The organism is Streptomyces hilarionis (assembly GCF_024539675.1).
Taxonomy (GTDB): domain Bacteria; phylum Actinomycetota; class Actinomycetes; order Streptomycetales; family Streptomycetaceae; genus Streptomyces; species Streptomyces hilarionis.
In genome coordinates, this window is the sequence record NZ_JAHHIT010000044.1 from 31,818 (window position 1) to 49,361 (window position 17,544).

Annotated in this window: 15 protein-coding genes; 7 read left to right on the top strand and 8 right to left on the bottom strand. The window is 70.7% G+C overall.

What is annotated here, in order from left to right; genetic code table 11:
• Window positions 1–10 precede the first annotated feature (10 nt).
• Window positions 11–1,366: a penicillin-binding transpeptidase domain-containing protein gene (locus KMS84_RS10255; protein ID WP_256915804.1), complete on the bottom strand. Its 1,356-nt coding sequence runs from the start codon at window positions 1,364–1,366 to the stop codon at window positions 11–13.
• A gap of 213 nt (window positions 1,367–1,579) precedes the next feature.
• Complete coding sequence (locus tag KMS84_RS10260) at window positions 1,580–1,864, bottom strand: transposase (RefSeq protein WP_256915805.1); 285 nt, start codon at window positions 1,862–1,864, stop codon at window positions 1,580–1,582.
• Between the two features lie 153 nt (window positions 1,865–2,017).
• Between KMS84_RS10260 and KMS84_RS10265 the strand changes: the two genes are divergently transcribed.
• The 3 genes from KMS84_RS10265 (at window position 2,018) to KMS84_RS10275 (ending at window position 6,867) form a co-directional block, all read left to right on the top strand.
• A complete protein-coding gene (locus KMS84_RS10265; RefSeq protein WP_256915806.1) occupies window positions 2,018–3,016 on the top strand; it encodes a YdcF family protein in 999 nt (332 codons plus the stop codon).
• A 358-nt stretch (window positions 3,017–3,374) separates the two neighbouring features.
• Entirely contained in the window at window positions 3,375–5,240 is a 1,866-nt protein-coding gene (locus tag KMS84_RS10270; protein ID WP_256915808.1) for an alpha/beta fold hydrolase, read from the top strand.
• Entirely contained in the window at window positions 5,233–6,867 is a 1,635-nt protein-coding gene (locus KMS84_RS10275) for a serine hydrolase domain-containing protein (RefSeq protein ID WP_256915809.1), read from the top strand. The genes KMS84_RS10270 and KMS84_RS10275 overlap by 8 nt, the downstream gene beginning before the upstream one ends.
• Window positions 6,868–7,043: 176 nt before the next feature.
• Here the strand turns inward: KMS84_RS10275 and KMS84_RS10280 are convergent, their stop codons facing one another.
• Both KMS84_RS10280 and KMS84_RS10285 read right to left on the bottom strand, forming a co-directional pair.
• A complete protein-coding gene (locus KMS84_RS10280; protein WP_256915811.1) occupies window positions 7,044–7,223 on the bottom strand; it encodes a DUF6480 family protein in 180 nt (59 codons plus the stop codon).
• A gap of 226 nt (window positions 7,224–7,449) precedes the next feature.
• Entirely contained in the window at window positions 7,450–8,124 is a 675-nt protein-coding gene (locus tag KMS84_RS10285; RefSeq protein ID WP_256915812.1) for an SDR family NAD(P)-dependent oxidoreductase, read from the bottom strand.
• A gap of 131 nt (window positions 8,125–8,255) precedes the next feature.
• Between KMS84_RS10285 and KMS84_RS10290 the strand changes: the two genes are divergently transcribed.
• Window positions 8,256–8,969: a TetR/AcrR family transcriptional regulator gene (locus KMS84_RS10290; RefSeq protein ID WP_256915814.1), complete on the top strand. Its 714-nt coding sequence runs from the start codon at window positions 8,256–8,258 to the stop codon at window positions 8,967–8,969.
• A gap of 228 nt (window positions 8,970–9,197) precedes the next feature.
• On the opposite strand, the gene KMS84_RS10295 is transcribed toward KMS84_RS10290, so the two are convergent.
• Window positions 9,198–9,656, bottom strand: a complete 459-nt coding sequence (locus tag KMS84_RS10295; protein WP_256915816.1) for a hypothetical protein — start codon at window positions 9,654–9,656, stop codon at window positions 9,198–9,200.
• Between the two features lie 155 nt (window positions 9,657–9,811).
• Here KMS84_RS10295 and KMS84_RS10300 point away from each other — a divergent pair, with 155 nt between their 5' ends.
• A complete protein-coding gene (locus KMS84_RS10300) occupies window positions 9,812–11,485 on the top strand; it encodes an FAD-dependent monooxygenase (protein ID WP_256915818.1) in 1,674 nt (557 codons plus the stop codon).
• 359 nt (window positions 11,486–11,844) lie between these two features.
• Here the strand turns inward: KMS84_RS10300 and dctA are convergent, their stop codons facing one another.
• Both dctA and KMS84_RS10310 read right to left on the bottom strand, forming a co-directional pair.
• The gene (gene dctA, locus KMS84_RS10305; RefSeq protein WP_256915819.1) at window positions 11,845–13,278 is read right to left on the bottom strand and encodes a C4-dicarboxylate transporter DctA; all 1,434 of its coding nucleotides are present in this window, start codon (window positions 13,276–13,278) and stop codon (window positions 11,845–11,847) included.
• Complete coding sequence (locus tag KMS84_RS10310; RefSeq protein ID WP_256915820.1) at window positions 13,275–14,393, bottom strand: PrpF domain-containing protein; 1,119 nt, start codon at window positions 14,391–14,393, stop codon at window positions 13,275–13,277. The genes dctA and KMS84_RS10310 overlap by 4 nt, the downstream gene beginning before the upstream one ends.
• A 146-nt stretch (window positions 14,394–14,539) precedes the next feature.
• On the opposite strand from KMS84_RS10310, the gene KMS84_RS10315 reads away from it, so the two are divergent.
• Window positions 14,540–15,445, top strand: coding sequence for a LysR family transcriptional regulator (locus KMS84_RS10315; RefSeq protein WP_256915821.1), 906 nt, complete (start codon window positions 14,540–14,542; stop codon window positions 15,443–15,445).
• Window positions 15,446–15,597: 152 nt separating this feature from the next.
• On the opposite strand, the gene KMS84_RS10320 is transcribed toward KMS84_RS10315, so the two are convergent.
• On the bottom strand, window positions 15,598–16,224 hold the full coding sequence (locus KMS84_RS10320) for a hypothetical protein (RefSeq protein WP_256915822.1): 627 nt from the start codon (window positions 16,222–16,224) through the stop codon (window positions 15,598–15,600).
• 1,057 nt (window positions 16,225–17,281) lie between these two features.
• Here KMS84_RS10320 and KMS84_RS10325 point away from each other — a divergent pair.
• Entirely contained in the window at window positions 17,282–17,437 is a 156-nt protein-coding gene (locus KMS84_RS10325) for a hypothetical protein (protein ID WP_256915823.1), read from the top strand.
• Window positions 17,438–17,544 lie beyond the last annotated feature (107 nt).

The window sequence follows — 17,544 nt, forward strand, 5'->3', positions numbered from 1 at the left end:
CCGGCCGATGTCAGGAGACGCTCGCGAGGATTTTCTTCGCCGCCTCGGCCGCCGCCCGGCCGCCGCCCACCGCGTCGGCGTCGGCCGCGCAGGGCAGGCCGCCGACGCGGACGGCTACGGCGATATGCCGACCGTTGGTCGCCTTGGTGTGGCCGATGAACCACGAGGCGGCCGAGTTCCCCCTGCCGCAGGGGACCCACCCCGTCTGTCCGTTGCTCCCGAGGGCCGCCCGCAACGCGTCAGCAGTGCTCCGCGACATCGCCTTGATGGAGACAGCACCGTCAGCGGCCTGCGACTGCTGCGTGGCGTCGTCCGCCTTCGCAGTCTCTTCCACCAGGCGCGGGGCCATCACTTGACCGCCGTTGGCGACGGCTGCGGCGACTCGCGCCATTTGCAACGGAGTTGCCCTGACGTCGCCGGTCCCCATCCCGGCAAGGGCCGTCTCGGGGGCCGTCGTGTCGTCACGGATGGAGGTGCTTGTGGCAACGGGAAGGGGAACCATGAGGGTGTCGTCGTCGAAGCCGAATTTCTGCGCCGCGGCGCGTAGTCGGTTCTGCCCGAGGTCGACGGCCATCTTGGTGAACACGTTGGTGCAGGAGCGGCGCAGCGCCACTGTGATCGAGGCGTTCTCACACTGCGACGATGCGCCTTTCACTCGCTTGGTCGAGAGGGGGAGCACATAGGTGAGCGGGCTGACGGTGGCGTCGCCCGCCGTTGCGTACAGGCCTTGATCCAGGGCTGCGGCTGCGACGACGACGCTGAAGGTCGTCCCCGGCGCATCGGCCTGCTTCAGGGCCCGGTTGAGCATCGGTGAACGGCTGTCGGCGGTGGCCGACTTCCACGCCTGGGCGTCCTTCTCACTGTTGCCGCTGAACTGCGCAGGGTCGTAGGAAGGGGTGCTCACGAGGGCGAGAAGCTTTCCGGAATTCGCGTCTAGCGCTACGGCGGCGCCCTGCTGGTCGCCCAGCGCGTTGAACGCGGTTTTCTGAACGACGGGGTCGATGGTTGTCGTGACGTCACGCGGCGCGCCGGAAGTCAGGGAGTCGTTGTACAGGGCCTCGAGACCCGTGTTGCCAAAGGCCAACGACCTATAGCCCGTGACCGGCGCATAGAGCGGGCCGTCCGCGTACGTGCGCCGGTAGGGGACCTTCGCGAGGTTGGTGGACTGCGAACCGGTGACGGCCTGCCCGCCGACGAGAATGTCACCCAGTCCACGGTGCGACGCCGGCGCGGACGTGGAGGCACGTTTCGTCGAGGAGTCGTCCGCGGTGCCGGTGTGCGTGTCCCGCGCGCAGCCGCTGGTCACCGCGGCGAGAGCAACGAGGACCCCCGAGACGCGAAGCGTCCCTCTCGTGGTCGTGAGCATGGCAGCAATCTTAGAGAAGGCCGCGAAGCAGGAGGGCAGTTCGCCACGACCGCTCCACTGAGGTCCCGACTCCAGAGTGGAACAGGCTCGACTCCTCTGGCAAGCCGCAGCCCCACCCCATCGACCGCGCGCTTGCGACTCTTTACTGCGTGGCGATGTACGGCTGACCGGGCCGCCTGCCGAACCCGTTGGCTCCTCTCATTCCTCTTCGTCCTAGTTGAGACCGCCCGCACCCGGGTCGCGCAGCGGACGCAGGCCTCCGTCGAGCGGGAAGGCACGGAAGCCATAGCGGCCCAGCATGTTGCGGTTCGCGTGCTTGACCGGGGAGACGCGGGCGACGTTGTCGTCCAGGACGCCGTGCTCGCGCTCATCGGCGGGCAGTGTCCGCAACTCCTCGACAGCGGCGGCCAGATGGCGGGTCGTGCACAGCACGGCGGCATTCGGTACCAGACCGAGCGCGCCGAGCCGGCCCCGCTTGACCGTCCGGTACCCCTGCATACATGGGCCCATGACAAGCCCGCGTTCGGCGCACTCCAGCAGGTCTGGGATGATGGCCGGCAGCCGTCCGTACCGTCCGGGGTCCCGGGACGACGAGACACGGGCGGGTGCGGGCAGGGGCCCGGCGGGTGGGAGAGCGGAGCGGTGCGGCACATGCCGGAGTACCCGGAATATCTCGCGGCGGTCGTCTTCGCCGCGGGCGGAGTCGTCAACGCCCTGCTGGCGCCACACCGGTTCTCCACCGCCGTCCTGTTCTGCCTCGCGGCGACCTCTGCCGGGCTCGGCGTGGCCGCTCGCACGGCCGCAGCCCACCCGACCCTCGCCGCCGTTCTCGCCCTGGCCGCGCTGCTCCTGGCGCTCGTTGTGGGCCTGTTGCTGGTGGCCGACGGTGTCCTTCTGGTCCGGCGCTACGGACCGCAGGCGGCCCTGCTGGCGACCGGGGCCGCCGGCTGCGCGGTGCTGGTGGTACTCGGCCTCGACGCGGTCTTCTACGCGACCGGCGGCGAGGCGTTCGGTGCCCTGGTGGTGGCGGTGAACGCGGCCGCGGGATATCTCACCCTGCTCTTCCTGGTCTTCGCCGGCTATGTGTGCGTCCGGGGCCGCAGCACCCCTCTGCCGGAAACCACCCATGTCGTCGTCCTGGGCGCCGGGCTCAACGGCGACCGGCCCGGCCCGCTGCTGACCCGCCGGCTGGACCGCGCCCTCGCGCTCGACGCCGCCCGCGCACCGGACACGCCGGGTGTGGTGTTCGTCGTCTCGGGCGGCCAGGGCGACGACGAGGTCCGCTCCGAGGCGGAGGCGATGGCCGACTATCTGCGCGAACGCGGAGTGCCCGCCGACCGGATCGTGCGCGAGGACCGCTCCGTCAACACCGGGGAGAACCTCCGCTTCAGCGTGGCCCTCATGGACGGCGCCACTCCCGGCCGCCGTGCCACGGTGGTGACCAGCGGCTTCCACGTCTATCGCACGACCCTGCTGGCCCGCCGCGTCGGCGTGCCCGTGCACGTCGTGGGCGCGCCGACGTCTCCCACGTACTGGCTGGCCGCGACCCTGCGCGAATTCGCCGCCATTCTGTGGCTGGACCGGCTCCCCCTGATCGGGCTCAGCCTGCTGCTGGCAGTGCCGGTGGCGACGGCGGTCTTCGCGCGCTGAGGCGCCGGCCGATGGCCTCGTAAAAGGCTCTGCAAAGGCGCCGTACGAGGCACGGTGGCGGAGTGGAAAGGGCTCGCCGGGCCGCCCGTCCCGCGCGCGCGGTCCGCAGGGCGGAGGTGCGCGCGGTCGGGCAGCGCGCCAAGTGTGGCAGCGGCTACAGCGGCAGCCGGGGCAAGGGTCTGCCTGACCCCTTTGGGCCTGCCGCGGTGCGGGGCGCGCATCGGCTTTGCAGGATGGCGTCTGACGACCCCGACCATGTGTGACGCGTCGAGCGGTGTCCGCGCGCAGCCCCCGGCATTCCCTCGCGGAGCCGCAGGCATTCCCTCGCGGAGCCACCGGCACTCCTCGAAAGGACGACATGTCCATACGCAACCGCGGCTCCGCTGCCGCAGCCGCCATGTTCCTGGCCGGTTTGACGATGCTCACCGCGGTTCCGGCCCACGGCGCATCCGGCCTGGCCCCCACGCGCCAGAAGCCGGCAGCGGGGGAGGGTGCCACCAGCCGGTCGAGCCGGCCGCAGCCCGGCCTGTCGCCGGGACGACCGGCCGGCGGGGGCGCGCTTGCCGGGGCGAAGGGCGGAACGCGCACCGTCGCCTCCGGCGACACGTTGTGGGACATGGCCCAGCAGGCCCTCGGCGACCCCATGCGGTGGGACAGCGTCTACGACCTCAACCGGCAGACCATCGAGCGTGAGGCCCTGCGGCACGGATACCCGTCCAGCGACCGGGGCCACTGGATCTTCCCGGGCACCGTCCTCGCCCTGCCCCAGCCTGCTGCGGCGCGTGCCCTGCCGTCGTCGCGGTTCACGCCCGCTCCCTGCCCGACCACGTACGGAGAGCTGGAGGGCGCCAGTTGCGGCTACCTCGTCGTCCCGGAGAACCGGGCCCGCCCGTCGTCGCGCACGATTCGCCTGGCCGTTGCACGCGTGCGCTCCGCGTCCCCGAAGCCGCACGCCGACCCGATCGTGTTCTTCACCGGCGGCCCCGGCGCGGACGCGCTGGCAGACATCACGGGACTGACCGAGGCGGGGCTGAACCGCGACCGTGATCTGATCGTCCTGTCCCAGCGCGGGACGTACTCGTCCGAACGGCCGCTGACGTGTCCCGAGATCGACCAGTTCTACGGCGAGCGCGTCCACCTCCTCTACAACGCGCCCTCCACCGGGGACCGTTACGCCCAGGCTGCGGCTCGCTGCCACGACCGGCTGGCGGCCCAGGGAATCGATCTGGCGGCCTACAACACCCGGGAGAACGCCGCCGACGCGGCGGATCTGCGCAGGGTCCTGGGAATCCGGGAGTGGAACGTCCTGTCGCATTCCTACGGCACGCAACTGGCGCTGACCTACATGCGCATGTTCCCCGAAGGCGTCCGCTCCGTGACGGTCGACGGCGTCGTACCGCCGTCCGTGGCGACGCCCGGATGGACGTGGAGCAGCATGAAGGAGGCGTTCGACAACATCGTGAGCGCCTGCGCGGCGCAGGCCTCCTGCCGGCAGCGCTACCCGGACATCGGCGCCACCTACCTGCGTATGGTGCGTCAGTTGGAGGCTCATCCGGTCACCATGCACGTGACGGTGCCACAGGCCGGCCGGGTGAAGGTGGTCCTCGACGGCGGTGCGCTGCTGAACTGGATGGTGCGTGCCAGTCACGCTCCCGAGACCTTCGCCGTGGGGGTGGACGAGCTGGCCCACGGTGTCCCCGAGCGCATCGCCGAGCAGTGGGCGTCCGCCTGGCTGCCCGGCTCGCAGGGGAAGTTCGCTCACGGGTTGTCGCTCAGCGTCTGGTGCAGCGAGTGGGTTCCGTTCGAGACACCCCAGGAACAGCTCGCCAAGGGCCGGCAGGCCTTTCCCGACCTCCCGGGCTCGGTCCTGGCCCAGGCGCCCCAGCTGCCGTTCCTGCGCCAGGCATGCGGGGTCTGGAAGGTTCCGAAGGCGCCCGACTCCGTGCGCGAGGTCACCCGTAGCGACATTCCCACGCTTGCCGTCTCCGGCAGTTTCGACGCGCAGACCGGGGCGCAGTGGGGGCGCTACGTGGCCCGGACGCTCTCACGCTCCACCGTCGTGACGCTGGCCGGCGTCGCCCACGGCGCGTACGACACGCCGTGCGGGGCGAAGGTGATCACCTCCTTCTTCGACGACCCCGAGCACCCCGACACCAGCTGCGTGAACACCGTGAAACCGCCGTCGTTGGCCATCGACGGCGAGGGAGCCGGTACCAGTGAGTGAGGATCTGCTCCCGGCCGGCTCCGACACTCCGCGCTCCGCCGTGTCGCCCGGACGTCCAGGGGCCCCACGGTGGTCCCGCCGCGGCTTTCTCAGCACCGCGGCCGTCGGCTGCGCGACCGCCTCGCTGGCCACCGCGCCGCCGGCGGCCGGATCCCCGCGGTCCGCGCCCCAGGGAGGCGGCACGGGCGGCACCGGGAACCCCCTGTTCAGCGCCCTCGACGCCAAGATCGAGGAGGCCATGCGGACGTACGCGATTCCCGGCGCGGCGGTGGGCGTCCTTCTGAACGGCCAGGAGTACGTGAAGGGTTACGGCGTCACCAACGTCGACCACCCGGTTCCGGTCGACGGCGACACCGTCTTCCGGGTCGGCTCGACCACCAAGACCTTCACCGGCACGACGCTGATGCGGCTGGCCGAGCGCGGCAAAGTCGAACTGGACGCCCCGGTACGCCGCTACCTCCCTGACTTCGCGGTGGCCGATCCGTTCGCGTCGTCGCAGGTCACCGTGCGCCAGCTCCTCAACCACAGTGCCGGATGGCTGGGCGACGACTACCAGGACTTCGGTCCCGGCGACGACGCACTGGCCCGCTTCGTGGCGTCCATGGCGCGCCTTCCTCAACTGACCGAGCCCGGCAAGGTGTTCGCCTACAACAACGCGGCCCTGTGCGTGGCCGGCCGGATCATCGAGGTGGTGGCCGGCAAGAGCTATGAGGCAGCCGTGCGGGAACTGCTCATCGATCCCCTCGGCCTGGACCACACCCGCTTCTCCAGCGACGAGATCGTGGGCTTCAACGTCGCCGCGTCGCACGACGTCGTCGACGGCAAGGCCGTGCTCAAACCGGCCTTCTGGCCCCAGCCGCGCAGCCTCGCACCGACCGGCGGCCTGATCTCCAGTGTGCGCGACCAGCTGAGCTGGGCCCGCTTCCACCTCGGGGACGGTACGGCCCCCGACGGAACACGCGTGCTGAGCCGGAAATCGCTGGAGGAGATGCGCTCCACTCCCGGGCCCGGCGGCACGCTGGTCGTGGAGCTCGACGGCATGGGAGTCACCTGGATGCTGCGTCCGACCGCCCAAGGACGCCGCGTCGTGCAGCACGGCGGGACCTGGCCGGGCCAGATCTCCGGCTTCATGATGGTTCCCAGCCGCGGCTTCGCACTGACGCTGCTGACCAACTCGGAAGGCGGCACGCGGCTCAGGGACGAGCTGTTCACCGACGACTGGGCCCTCAACCGGTACGCGGGTGTGACCAACCTGCCGGCCACGGCCATGGCCTTGCGCGGCCAGGAACTCGCGCCCTACGAGGGCCGGTACATGGCCCAGCGGATCAACGACGAGGGCGCCATGGAGGATGTCGTCACCGAGATGACCCGTCAGGACGGACGGCTGCACGGCAGCCAGAAGGCCCATGGCCCGGCCGGGCAGGACGAAGCAGCCTCCGAAGAGGAGGACTCGGTCGAGGACCCGACCACCGAGCTGGGAGCCGCCTTCTACAAGCGGGACTTCGCACTCGACCTCGACGCCGAGGGCCGGCCGATCGGCACGCGCTCCGACTTCGTGCGCGGACCCGACGGGAAGGTGCTCTGGTGGCGCAACCACGGACGGCTGTACCGCCACCAGACACCGTGACCGGGCGCGGGGCAGCAGAGCGGTGCGCCCAGGGCAGGCATGCCCTGGGCGCTGGGGGCGTCATCGCCGAAGCCCGCCACGTGGAAGAAACCAGAAGAAACCAGTCGAAGCGAAACGCGACGATTGCGGCCGCTGCGGCGGGACTGCCCCGGCGGCACGCCGGACTCTCGGACCGGTCACAGGCCGCCGATCCTCGCCACGAAGAACGCGGCGACGATCAGCGAGCCGATCACGATCAGAGCGAGCCAGAAATAGGGGTGCTCCCAGATCCCGCCGTCCGGCCGCTCGTGATGCGATTCCGCGATCGAGCCCTCGGCGGGCGGGGTCTCTCCAGGGGGTACGAGTGGATGTGCCATCTCTCCACCGTCCGCCCGAACCGGGGGGAGCGCATCTTCACGCGGCTGCGCCCTGTCCTAGGGGCCCGGCCGGAACTGTCGGGGAAGCGCAGCACCGCCTCCGGCCCGCAGAGCGTCGGGCCGCGTCGTGCGCAGGCCCGACGGCCCCATCGCCCACGGCTCCGGAGGCGCGCTGGGCCCCGTGCGCGCCTTGCGTGCCGTGCGGGGGTCGGGTGGCTGACCGGCGTCAGCGACTGAAGACGAGTTCAGCCTGGTCGCGCCGGGTGGTGTGCAGGTCCCAGTAGACCGGGGCGATCTCATCGGGCTGGGCGGTCGGGAATCCGGGTACCGCCGGCGTGCCGATCGACACGTTGATGGCGACGTGCGCCGCCTGGACGCCGGTCCCGTCCAGTTCCTTGCGCAGGTTGATGACCCAGTTGCGCAGGGCCGCAGCGGCGGCGTTGACGTTGGCGATCTGCGGCACGGGGTCGACGGAGCCGGCGCCGGTGGTGAACAGCAGGGTGCCCGCGTCGGCCTCTCGCATGGCGGGCAGCACCGCGCGGGTGGCGGCGATGGCTCCGTAGAGCTGGAACTCCATCTCGTGCTGCACGTCGGCCGGCTCAGTGGCGCCCGGGGTGGTCATGACGGTCTGGAGGCCGCCGACGGGGGAGTACTCCAGGACGTCGATGCCGCCGAAGTGCGCGGCTGCGTCCTTGAGCGCCTGGGTGAGGGCGGAGCGGTCGAGGACGTCGGCGGGGAACGCGGCGGCGCTGACGCCCTCAGCGGCCAGCTGCGCGGCCAGGCCTTCGAGCTTGGCCCGGTCGCGGGCGATCAGTGCGACGTCGTAGCCCTGACTGCCGAAGGTGCGGGCGATGGCGAGACCGAGCTGAGGACCGGCGCCGACGATGGCAATGGTGGACATGGGGAGGCCTTTCGCTGAGGCGTAAATGGATAGAGCTATCCGTTTTCTTTCCGGAAAGCCCTATCCGTTTCTCTGCCGTCACCGTAACACGAGAACCGGATAAGGCCTTCCGGTTTGCTAGTCTGATCGTCATGAGCCCTGCGGACCCGCACCCCGAAGCCAACGTAAACGCGACCGTTTCCGCAGGTCAGTCCAAGCGCAGCGACGCAGAGCGCAACCGAGGGCGGATCATCGCCGCCGCGCGCACGGTCTTCGGGCGCGACGGACTGAACGCCTCGATGGCGTCGGTCGCACGGGAGACCGGAGTCGGGATCGCCACCCTTTTCCGCCACTTCCCCCGCAAGGAGGACCTGCTCGCCGCCGTCTTCGCCGACCGCATGAAGGCGTACGCACAGGCCACCGACGCCGCCTTGGCCGACCCTGACCCGTGGCACGGCTTCACCCGCTACATCGAGACGGTCTGCGCGATGCAGGCCGCCGACCGCGGCTTCGCCGACATCCTCACCATGAACTTCCCCGGCGTCCCGGAACTGGAGAAGCACCATGCCCAGGCGTACGAGGGCTTCCTGGAGCTGATCGGCCGCGCCCAGGACAGCGGGCACCTGCGCCAGGACTTCACCAGCCGCGATCTCGTGCTGCTCCTGATGGCCAACGCCGGAGTCCTCAGCGCCACGGCCGATGCCGCCCCGGACGCCTGGCGCCGCCTGGTCGCCTGGATGATCCAGTCCTTCCAGGCCCCGGCCCGCGGACCGCTCCCGGACCCACCAACGGACGCCGCGCTGTACGAAGCGATGCACCGCGCCGGCCAGAGCGCCGCGGCCCCGGAGACCGGAAAGCGACGCTGAACTGTTCGTGCAGCGCTCGGATCGGATCCGGGGCGGTCAGAGCGTTGCTTGCCTGCTCGTGGCGGCCCCGTCACGCCGATCACCTGCCCGCGGTCAGGGGAGGTCGACGGGTCCGTGCCGCCACCGTGTCACGTTCTACCGGCAGGCCGCTCTTGAACTCGGCTCCCGCGACCAGCATCGCGAAGCAACGGCGCTGTCCCGGCCTGGCTTCGGCCCGGGGGAGGACGGCTACCTGAGCGCCGAGGAGCTGTCGAGCGCGCCAACGGCCGCCCGGATGTGGCCCGGTCCGAGCTGGGGCCCCTCTCCGGAGCACCACCAGGAGAGTTGCCCTTCCACTTCGCGTGCGTGCATGCCCAGGTTGTGTTCGACGCACAGCGGCCACGCCTGCCACAGACACTCCGCGACGGTGTCCTGCGCGGCGTCGGCGACGATCGCCAAGGCATGGGCAGGGTCGTCGGCGACCTTCGGGTACAGGTGACTGCCGTGCCACTCGCCGCTGGCCAACGCGACGTAGACGTACTCCGGCTCGCCCGTCTCGTAGGAGGGTTGGGCCACCAGTTGCAGCGGGCCCTGGTCGGGAAGAGTCGCTGCCAGGTCCCGGTTCAGGAGGGCAAGAGCGTCGTCCCACCAGGGGTACTCGCCCGTCGAGACGCGACGGAGCCCGGGATCGTCGAAGGGTTCGTACACGCGTCCATCCTCCGCCATGACGGTCGGCCTCTGCTCCCGACCCGCGCGCGGCCAGCGGTGGCCGGGGCCCGGGCCGCCTGCGACGATCGAACTGCGACGATCGAATCGCCGAATGTTCTCGGGGCAGATACGGAGGCACGCCCGGGGAGGTTCCATTGGTGCACACCCGAACACCGGACGTCCTGGTCGCCGGCGCGGGCCCGGTCGGGCTGACCGCCGCCGCGGAACTCCGGCGGCGCAAGATCGCCTGCCGGATCGTCGACCGGCTGCCGGCCAGGCTGCCGTACGCGAAGGCTGTCGGCATCCAACCCCGCACGCTGGAGCTCTGGGACCGGATGGGCCTGGTACGCGCCGTGCTGGACGCGGCGGTGCCGATGCGCGGCCAGCTGACCTACGTCAACGGTGTCGAACAACCCCGGATCGACCTGGTCCTGCCGCCGGAAGTGCCCTATGGATTCGCCGCGCTGCCGCAGTACGAGACCGAACGGATCCTGGAGGAGTTCCTGGCCGGCTTCGGAACCCGGATCGAGCGCGGCACCGAGCTGCTCTCCTTCGCCCAGGACGCCGACGGGGTGACCAGCCGGCTGGTCGACTCCTCCGGTTCTGAGGAGGAGGTCCGCTCGCGGTACCTGGTGGGCTGCGACGGCGCGCACAGCACCGTCCGCAAGGGCCTGGGCCTCGGCTTCGAAGGCGGCGCCTTCCCCGAGGAGTACATGCTTGCCGACGTCGAGGTCGGCTGGGACCTGCCGCACGGGTACGGAGTGCGCGCGATGCACCGCGCCGCCGACGGAAGCGTCGACGACGTGCTGGTGTGCATCCCGCTGCCCGGGCCGGGCCGCTACCGGATGTCGATGACGGTGCCCGCCGAGCTGTCGGCGGCCCGGAAGGCCGACCGCCCCGAGCCCGGCGGAGGCGAGGTGGCACACGGCCTGGAGGGCGGGGTGGCGCCGACGCTCGCGCACATCCAGACCGTCCTGGACCGGCTGTCGCCGCGCCCCACCACCGCCGACGCGATGCGCTGGTCCTCGGTCTTCCGCATCAGCCACCGACTGGTGGACCGCTACGGCCGGGGCCGGGTCCTCGTGGCCGGGGACGCCGCGCACATCCACCCGCCCACCGGCGCGCAGGGCATGAACACCGGCATCCAGGACGCCTTCAATCTCGCCTGGAAACTCGCTCTCGTGGTCGAGGGCACCGCCGCCGGCCGGCTGCTCGACAGCTACGACGCCGAGCGCCGCCCGGTGGGCGCCGAAGTCGTCGGCCGCACCGTCCGGCACGCCGCCGCGGGCATCCAGGCCGACCCGGCGGACCCGGCCACCGTGATGCTGCGCGAGGCCCAGCTCCTCGTCGGCTACCGCGGCAGCCCGATCGTGGGCCGGCCCGGTGACGATTCTCCCAGCGTCGTCCCGCCCGGCCCGCAGGCCGGCGACAGGGCTCCCGACTGCGCCGGCCTCACCACCGAGATCGCCTGCTATCCGCTGCGCCTGTACGACCTGCTGCGGGGCCGCGGACACGTCCTGCTGTTGTACGACGGCGAGGACGAAGGCGACGGCGGTCAGGACACCCGGGGGTTCGACGAACTCGCGGCCCTTGCAACGACTCTGTCCCACGGACGGGTGGAGACCTGCGTACTGCTCGGCGGCCGCGCGTGCGTCGGCACCACGCTCCTGCCGGTCTACCGCGACGCCCGGGGCGAGTTCGCCCGCGCCTACGGGGCCCGCGGCCCATCGGCCTTCCTCATCCGCCCGGACGGCTACCTGGGCAGCCGACTCACCCCACCGGACGGCAGGCGACTGGCCGGCCATCTCGCGCAGGTCTTCCAGCCCTGACGGCAGGGGGCCGGGATCTGCTCTGCGGTGGGACACGCGTGCGGAGCCGATGTGACGGACGCGGTGTGCGGGACATCGGCGTGGACACCGGCATCGCCCACGACTGCGGACCGCACGCGGAGCCCGGATGATCGCGGTCGAACGGAGGCACGCGCCGCAACCACCCGGCCGAACCTTCTTCGCAGGTGACGAGCACGGCGCCAAGCGTCGGGGGAGAGGGAAGGTTCGCACCCGCAGGTGAAGGCCTGACGTTGTCGATCAGGCCGCACGGACGGCATGTACGGCGTGTACGGCATTCCGCGGGGACGCGGGCGCGCCGGCCCCGAGCGGATGCTCCGGGCCGGCGCGGCGACGCCATGTCAGCTTGCGGTGGGTACCGGGTCGCGGGTGGGCCGGGGCACCGCCCCGAGCTCGGGCATCTCCTTCGGATCGGGCTCGGCCGGCACCGTACCCGGAGCGGGGGCAGAGGCGGGGGCCGGGGCAGGGACGTAGGGGATCTCTCCGCGCAGGACGGCCTTGGCGCGGTCCTCGTCGAGCTCGCCCTCCCAGCGGGCGACGGCAAGGGTGGCTACGCCGTTGCCGACCAGGCTGGTCAGGGCGCGGGCTTCGGACATGAACCGGTCGACGCCGAAGATCAGCGCGAGGGCGGCGACCGGGACGTGCGGGACGGCGCTGAGCGTGGCGGCCAAGGCGATGAAGCCGGAGCCGGTGACGCCCGCGGCGCCCTTGGAGGTGAGCAGCATGACGGCGAGCATGGTCAGTTGCTGAGTGAGGGTGAGGTCGATGCCGAGGGCCTGGGCGAGGAAGACCGAGCCCATGGTCAGGTAGATGGCGGTGCCGTCGAGGTTGAACGAGTACCCGGCGGGCAGCGTGATGCCGACGACCGGCTTCGAGGCGCCCGCGTGCTGGAGCTTGCCCATCATGCGGGGCAGGACGGGCTCGGTGGAGGAGGTGCCCAGGACGATCAGCAGTTCTTCCTTGATGTAGCGCAGGAAGGGCCACAGCCGCAGTCCGTTCAGACGCATCACGGTGCCCAGGACGACGAGGACGAAGAAGAGGGCGGTCAGCCAGAACGAGCCGACCAGCAGGGCCAGGTGGCGCAGGGTGCCCAGGCCGTAGTGGCCGATGGTGAAGGCCATCGATCCGAACGCGCCGACGGGGGCGAGCCGCATGATCCAGCGGATGAGCGTGAACAGGACCGTGGAGAACTTCTCGACGCCCCGGGCGATGCCCAGGCCCGCTTCTCCGCTGGCGTGCAGGCCGAAGCCGAACAGCACCGACACCAGCAGCACCGGCAGAATCTCGTTGCCGGTCAGGGCACTGACCAAGGTCGCCGGGATGATGGCGAGGAGGAACCCGGCGAAGCCCTCGTGGGCCGTGGTCGCCTCCGGCGGCAGGCCCTTGGTGGACAGGGTCGACAGGTCGATGTGCAGACCGCTGCCCGGCTTGACGACGTTGACGACGACCAGGCCGATCACCATGGCCACGGTCGTGAGCACCTCGAAGTAGACCAGAGCCTTCAGGCTCACGCGGCCGACGGCGCGGGCGTCGCCCATGGAGGCGATGCCGTGCACGACCGTGCAGAAGATGATCGGTGCGATGAACATCTTCACGAGCGCGATGAAGCCGTCACCGAGGGGCTTGAGGTCAGCGCCGACGGACGGCCACAGCGCGCCCACGGCGGCGCCGAGGAGGACGGCGATCAGGCACTGGACGTAGAGGTGGGACAGCATGCGGCGGATGCGGTCCGGTGGTGCGGTGACGGTACCCGGGGCGGCGTCGTTGCGGCTCATGCGGGGCGTCCTTCCAGGACGGGAACGAGGAGTTCGGCTCGGGCGATACGCCGGGCGGCGCGGTGCAGGAGCACCGTGGGGGACGCGCCCTCCGGTGCGGGAACGGCTCGGGTGGTGATCACGCCGGCGGGGGTGCCCAGGCGCAGCGTGCCGTCGGCGGTCTGCCGGGCGACGCGGTGGGCGAGGGTGCCAGGGGTGGCGGCGGCCGTGGCCAGGGCCACGGCGGAGGTCAGGCCGATCGCGGGGTGCGGGGCGTGCATGGAGACCATGCGCACGGCCAGGTCGTACTCGTCCTGGTTGACGACTACGCCCTGTGCGGTGCGATAGGGAGCGGGGCGGGCGACGACGCCCACCTTGGGGACCGCGTGGCTGACCGGATCGCCCTCACGGGCCAGGCCCATGGCCAGCGCGGCCTGGCGGCGCAGCAGCGTCAGGGCGGGTACCGCGGTGGCGAACGCGGTGAGGGATTCCGTGCCGTCGAGGCCGAACGCCTTGGCCTCGAACAGCGCGGCCGGCGCGCCGGCATCCACCAAGGACGCCTCGACGGGACCGTCCGGTCCGGTCAGCTCGTCCAGAGCCCGTCCTGTCGGCAGGACACGGCCGGTCGTCGAGCCCGCCGGGTCCTCGAACCCGAGCAGGACGGGCACACCCCGTGCCGAGGTACCGGGCACCACGGCCGTGCCCTCCTCCGGAGCCACCCCCGCGGGAGTGGGGATCGTACCGGTCAGGCGGGCCCCGGTGTTGACGTTGAGCATGCGGACGGTGGTGGTGTCCGACGCGATCGGCACGAGGTGGTGGTGGACGGCGTACAGGGCCACGGCGGTGGCGCAGTTGCCGCAGTTGCTGGCCCACTCCACGCGCTCGTCGCCGATCCCCACCTGAGCGAACGCGTACTCGACGTCAACGCCCGGTCGGGGCGACGGCTGTACGACGGCGGCCTTGGAGGTGGTGGAGGAGGCGCCGCCCACACCATCGATCTGGCGGGGGTCGGCGGCGTTGAAGGCGGCGAGCAGCAAGGCGTCGACGTCCACGCCGGTGGCGTCCACGTCTCGGTGGTCGAAGATCCAGCACTTGCTGGTTCCTCCGCGGATCATCTCGCCCTGCAGACGCAGCACAACCGACTCCTCACAGCCATGGAAGGGGAAGTCCACCGGCGGTCCCGCCGTGCGTGGTGTCCTCCACGGTGAGTTACGGCAGCGTGAAGTACAATCTCGGAAATCTGCATGGCCATTAAGGTGAAGTGAACGCTGGAGGTTCCGGCATGCTCGACGTCCGACGCATCCTGCTGTTCACGGAGGTCGCCCGGCACGGCTCGGTGACAGCGACCGCCCGCGCCCTCAACTACACCCCGTCAGCGGTGTCGCAGCAGATCAGCCGCCTCGAGACGGAGGCGGGCCAGCCCCTGCTGGAGCGCCACGCCCGAGGCGTCACCCTCACCGACGCCGGACGGGCGCTGGCCGAACGAGGGCACCGGATCGAACGCGAACTGCAAGCCGCGGAGAACGAACTCGCCGACTATGCGGGCCTGCGCGCGGGCACGCTGCGCATCGGCACCTTCCCCACCGTCGGCGCCTCGCTCCTCCCGCAGGCCGTGATCGCCTTCCGCGACGCGCACCCCGACGTACGCCTGACCGTCCGCAGCGCCCGCATCGCCGGACTCTGGGCCATGCTGGAGAACCGGGAGATCGAAATGTCGCTGATGTGGGACTACGACTGGAGCCGGATCGACCGGGAGGACATCGTCGTCACCCCACTCCTCGACGACCCGCCGGCCCTCCTCGTCGGCGACCACCATCCACTCGCCGACCGCGACTCCGCCTCACTCGCCGATTTCGCACACGACCCCTGGATCACCCGCGCCGACCGTCACCCGGTGGCCGAAGCCCTGGTCCGCGGCTGCCGCGCCGTCGGCTTCGAGCCCCAGATCGCCTACGAGGCCCACGACTACCAGGAGGCCCAGGCCATGGTCGCCGCGGGCATCGGTGTCGCGCTTGCTCCCACCCTGGCCCTGGAGGGCATCCGCCCCGGCGTCAACGTCCTGCCCCTCCAGCCGCCCGCCCCGATCCGTCGCATCCTCCTGGTGCGCATGGCCGACCACTCACTCACCCCCGCCGCCCTGACCTTCGCCGGACTCCTCCGCGACACCGCCGCGGCCCGGTCCGCCTGAGCTGCTCGAGCTCGGCTGCCTTGTGCTGCATCTTCACGACCAGCTCGACGCAGAGGTCCTTCTGTGGGCTGTCCGGTCTCGGCCTGCGGCACGCGTGCAAGGGTTCGTCGCGAGGGCGCGGACGGGAAGGTGCGGGCCGGTGATGCCGAGGCTCAGTTCTGGTTCACGGGCCATACTGCCGCCGGATGGCAGTGGGCCGGGCACGCCAGCAGGTAGACCTCGTTGCCGAGAAACAGCCCGTAGGTATCGGCCCCCACGCTGTAGGGCTGCTCCGGTTGGCCGGGGTGGACTGCGAACTCCATGCCCTCCGGAATCTGGCAGAGGTACTCCAGATCGGCGCCGCACGCGCACCTGTAGTACTCGGGATCCTGTGCCCAGGAGGGTGTGCCGCCGACCTTGAACTTCTGGGCTCCGAGTCCGCGTGGGTTGGGGGCGTCCACGAAGGGCTGGAGCGTCAGCGGCATTGCGCATACGGACGGTTCGGCCTCCGCAGCGGGCAGCACCGCGTGCTGCTGGAGCAGGACGCGCCAGAACGGACGCGGGTAGGGCGGTTGGGGAGCATCCCAATACTCGGGCACGAGCCGGCCATCGGCGAACTCGGGTTCCGCCGCGTCGTTGTGCGCACGGCAGTGGAAGACCAGTAGGTGGTCTCCGCCGAACGGGCCCAGGTCCAGGGGTACGTCGAGCTGGAAGAACAGGGCCATCTGCTCCCCACAGAAGCACGAGGGCCACTCCTGTGTGTCGTCGAGGAACGGCCACCCGCCAACGGAGTTCCGCATCGGTCGATCCAGCGGATCGGACCCGACCTCGATCGTGTGAGCCGGCAACGCCGCCCGAATGGTTTCCGCATCTCGCCCTGGCATCCACTCACCCTACGGGCTGCCTCGTGACGGTTGACCGTGGGCGAGCAGGTCTCGCTGTGACGGGTGCGATCCCAATCCTTCGCCGGGTGAGGCCGCCACTGCCTGGAGGCGACCCACCTCACGCGGCCGGTGGGGAGGACGGCGTCAGCGGTGGCCCTGGGTCGAGTCGATAGGGTCGAGGCGGCTACTACCGACCCGGACGTCACCGCAGTGGTCAGCCAGCCTCGGAAGTCGCCCGTCAGACCAGTGACGATGCGCATGAAGAGTGCGAAAGACGCCCAAATAGCCAGCACACGAGCTGTCTTGACCGCCTGTGTTCGTCCTCGCAGGGCGTGAGCATAGCGGTGAGCGTCAGGCGGAACGTACCAGTCTCGATCTGTCGCGTCCTGTGCGAACCGCGGAGGTCTTCCCGACGGGCGCCCTCCGACGGCGTCCCGGTCAACGAAACGCCGGCGGGCCTGAAGTCGGAAACGGCCGGTCGGCGGGACTGCGGCAGAGTGATGTGCATCACACTGCATGCATCGAGGAGTGCTCCGGTTTCAGGGGTGCGCGCTGACGCGCAAGCTGTTTCCGTCGGTTCGCCGAGCAGGGCGACGTTTGGGAGTCGGCAGGCTTCGATTCGCCGAGAAAGGGCGGCTCGACGGGCGGTTCCCCGTCGGCAGCCCGCATTTCGATCACCTATCGCGCGCGGCCGTGCCGAGCTCTTGCGGGCCCGGAATCATTTCGCTCGTTGAGAGCGCTCTTACCTTTCAGTTCACCGACTTGCCGCACATCTCGACGCGCCGTTACCGGGATTCGAACTCGTCCTCCCGATTCCCGCTGTAGTTGAGGCCGGTGAGGTTGCTGAGGTGCCGTCAATGCACGTTGTCTTTCTCTCAATTGGGGGCAACACTGGTAGCCACACGGAGTCGATCAGGCAATCCCGGATCCTCGGAACGGGCGGCGACCGAGTGGGGGAAGGAGGTGGTTTCACATGGTCATGAAGATGACAATGACCACCCGTTGCACGGTCGCTGTGCGCTGGCAGCACGTGCGGGTGGTCATCATCGTCGTCATCGCGATCCTGAGCGTGCTGGCTCAGGGATACGGTGACTCGGTAGTGCTCGACGCGCTCTTGCCGCGCGCCTGAGGGATGCATTGACCCTCTGAACGGGGGCGGTTGCCGGACACCGGCGGCCGCCCCTTTCTCATGCAGAGACTAGCGCACAAACACGTCTCACTGAAGGGGAATGCGGC

What these genes read in the sequence shown, in the direction of transcription:
- dctA (WP_256915819.1), bottom strand. Translation starts at nt 13,278, where the DNA reads ATGAGCCGCAACGACGCCGCCCCGGGTACCGTCACCGCACCACCGGAC.
- KMS84_RS10255 (WP_256915804.1), bottom strand. Translation starts at nt 1,366, where the DNA reads ATGCTCACGACCACGAGAGGGACGCTTCGCGTCTCGGGGGTCCTCGTT.
- KMS84_RS10270 (WP_256915808.1), top strand. Translation starts at nt 3,375, where the DNA reads ATGTCCATACGCAACCGCGGCTCCGCTGCCGCAGCCGCCATGTTCCTG.
- KMS84_RS10260 (WP_256915805.1), bottom strand. Translation starts at nt 1,864, where the DNA reads ATGCAGGGGTACCGGACGGTCAAGCGGGGCCGGCTCGGCGCGCTCGGT.
- KMS84_RS10325 (WP_256915823.1), top strand. Translation starts at nt 17,282, where the DNA reads ATGGTCATGAAGATGACAATGACCACCCGTTGCACGGTCGCTGTGCGC.
- KMS84_RS10265 (WP_256915806.1), top strand. Translation starts at nt 2,018, where the DNA reads ATGCCGGAGTACCCGGAATATCTCGCGGCGGTCGTCTTCGCCGCGGGC.
- KMS84_RS10320 (WP_256915822.1), bottom strand. Translation starts at nt 16,224, where the DNA reads ATGCGGAACTCCGTTGGCGGGTGGCCGTTCCTCGACGACACACAGGAG.
- KMS84_RS10315 (WP_256915821.1), top strand. Translation starts at nt 14,540, where the DNA reads ATGCTCGACGTCCGACGCATCCTGCTGTTCACGGAGGTCGCCCGGCAC.
- KMS84_RS10280 (WP_256915811.1), bottom strand. Translation starts at nt 7,223, where the DNA reads ATGGCACATCCACTCGTACCCCCTGGAGAGACCCCGCCCGCCGAGGGC.
- KMS84_RS10285 (WP_256915812.1), bottom strand. Translation starts at nt 8,124, where the DNA reads ATGTCCACCATTGCCATCGTCGGCGCCGGTCCTCAGCTCGGTCTCGCC.
- KMS84_RS10290 (WP_256915814.1), top strand. Translation starts at nt 8,256, where the DNA reads ATGAGCCCTGCGGACCCGCACCCCGAAGCCAACGTAAACGCGACCGTT.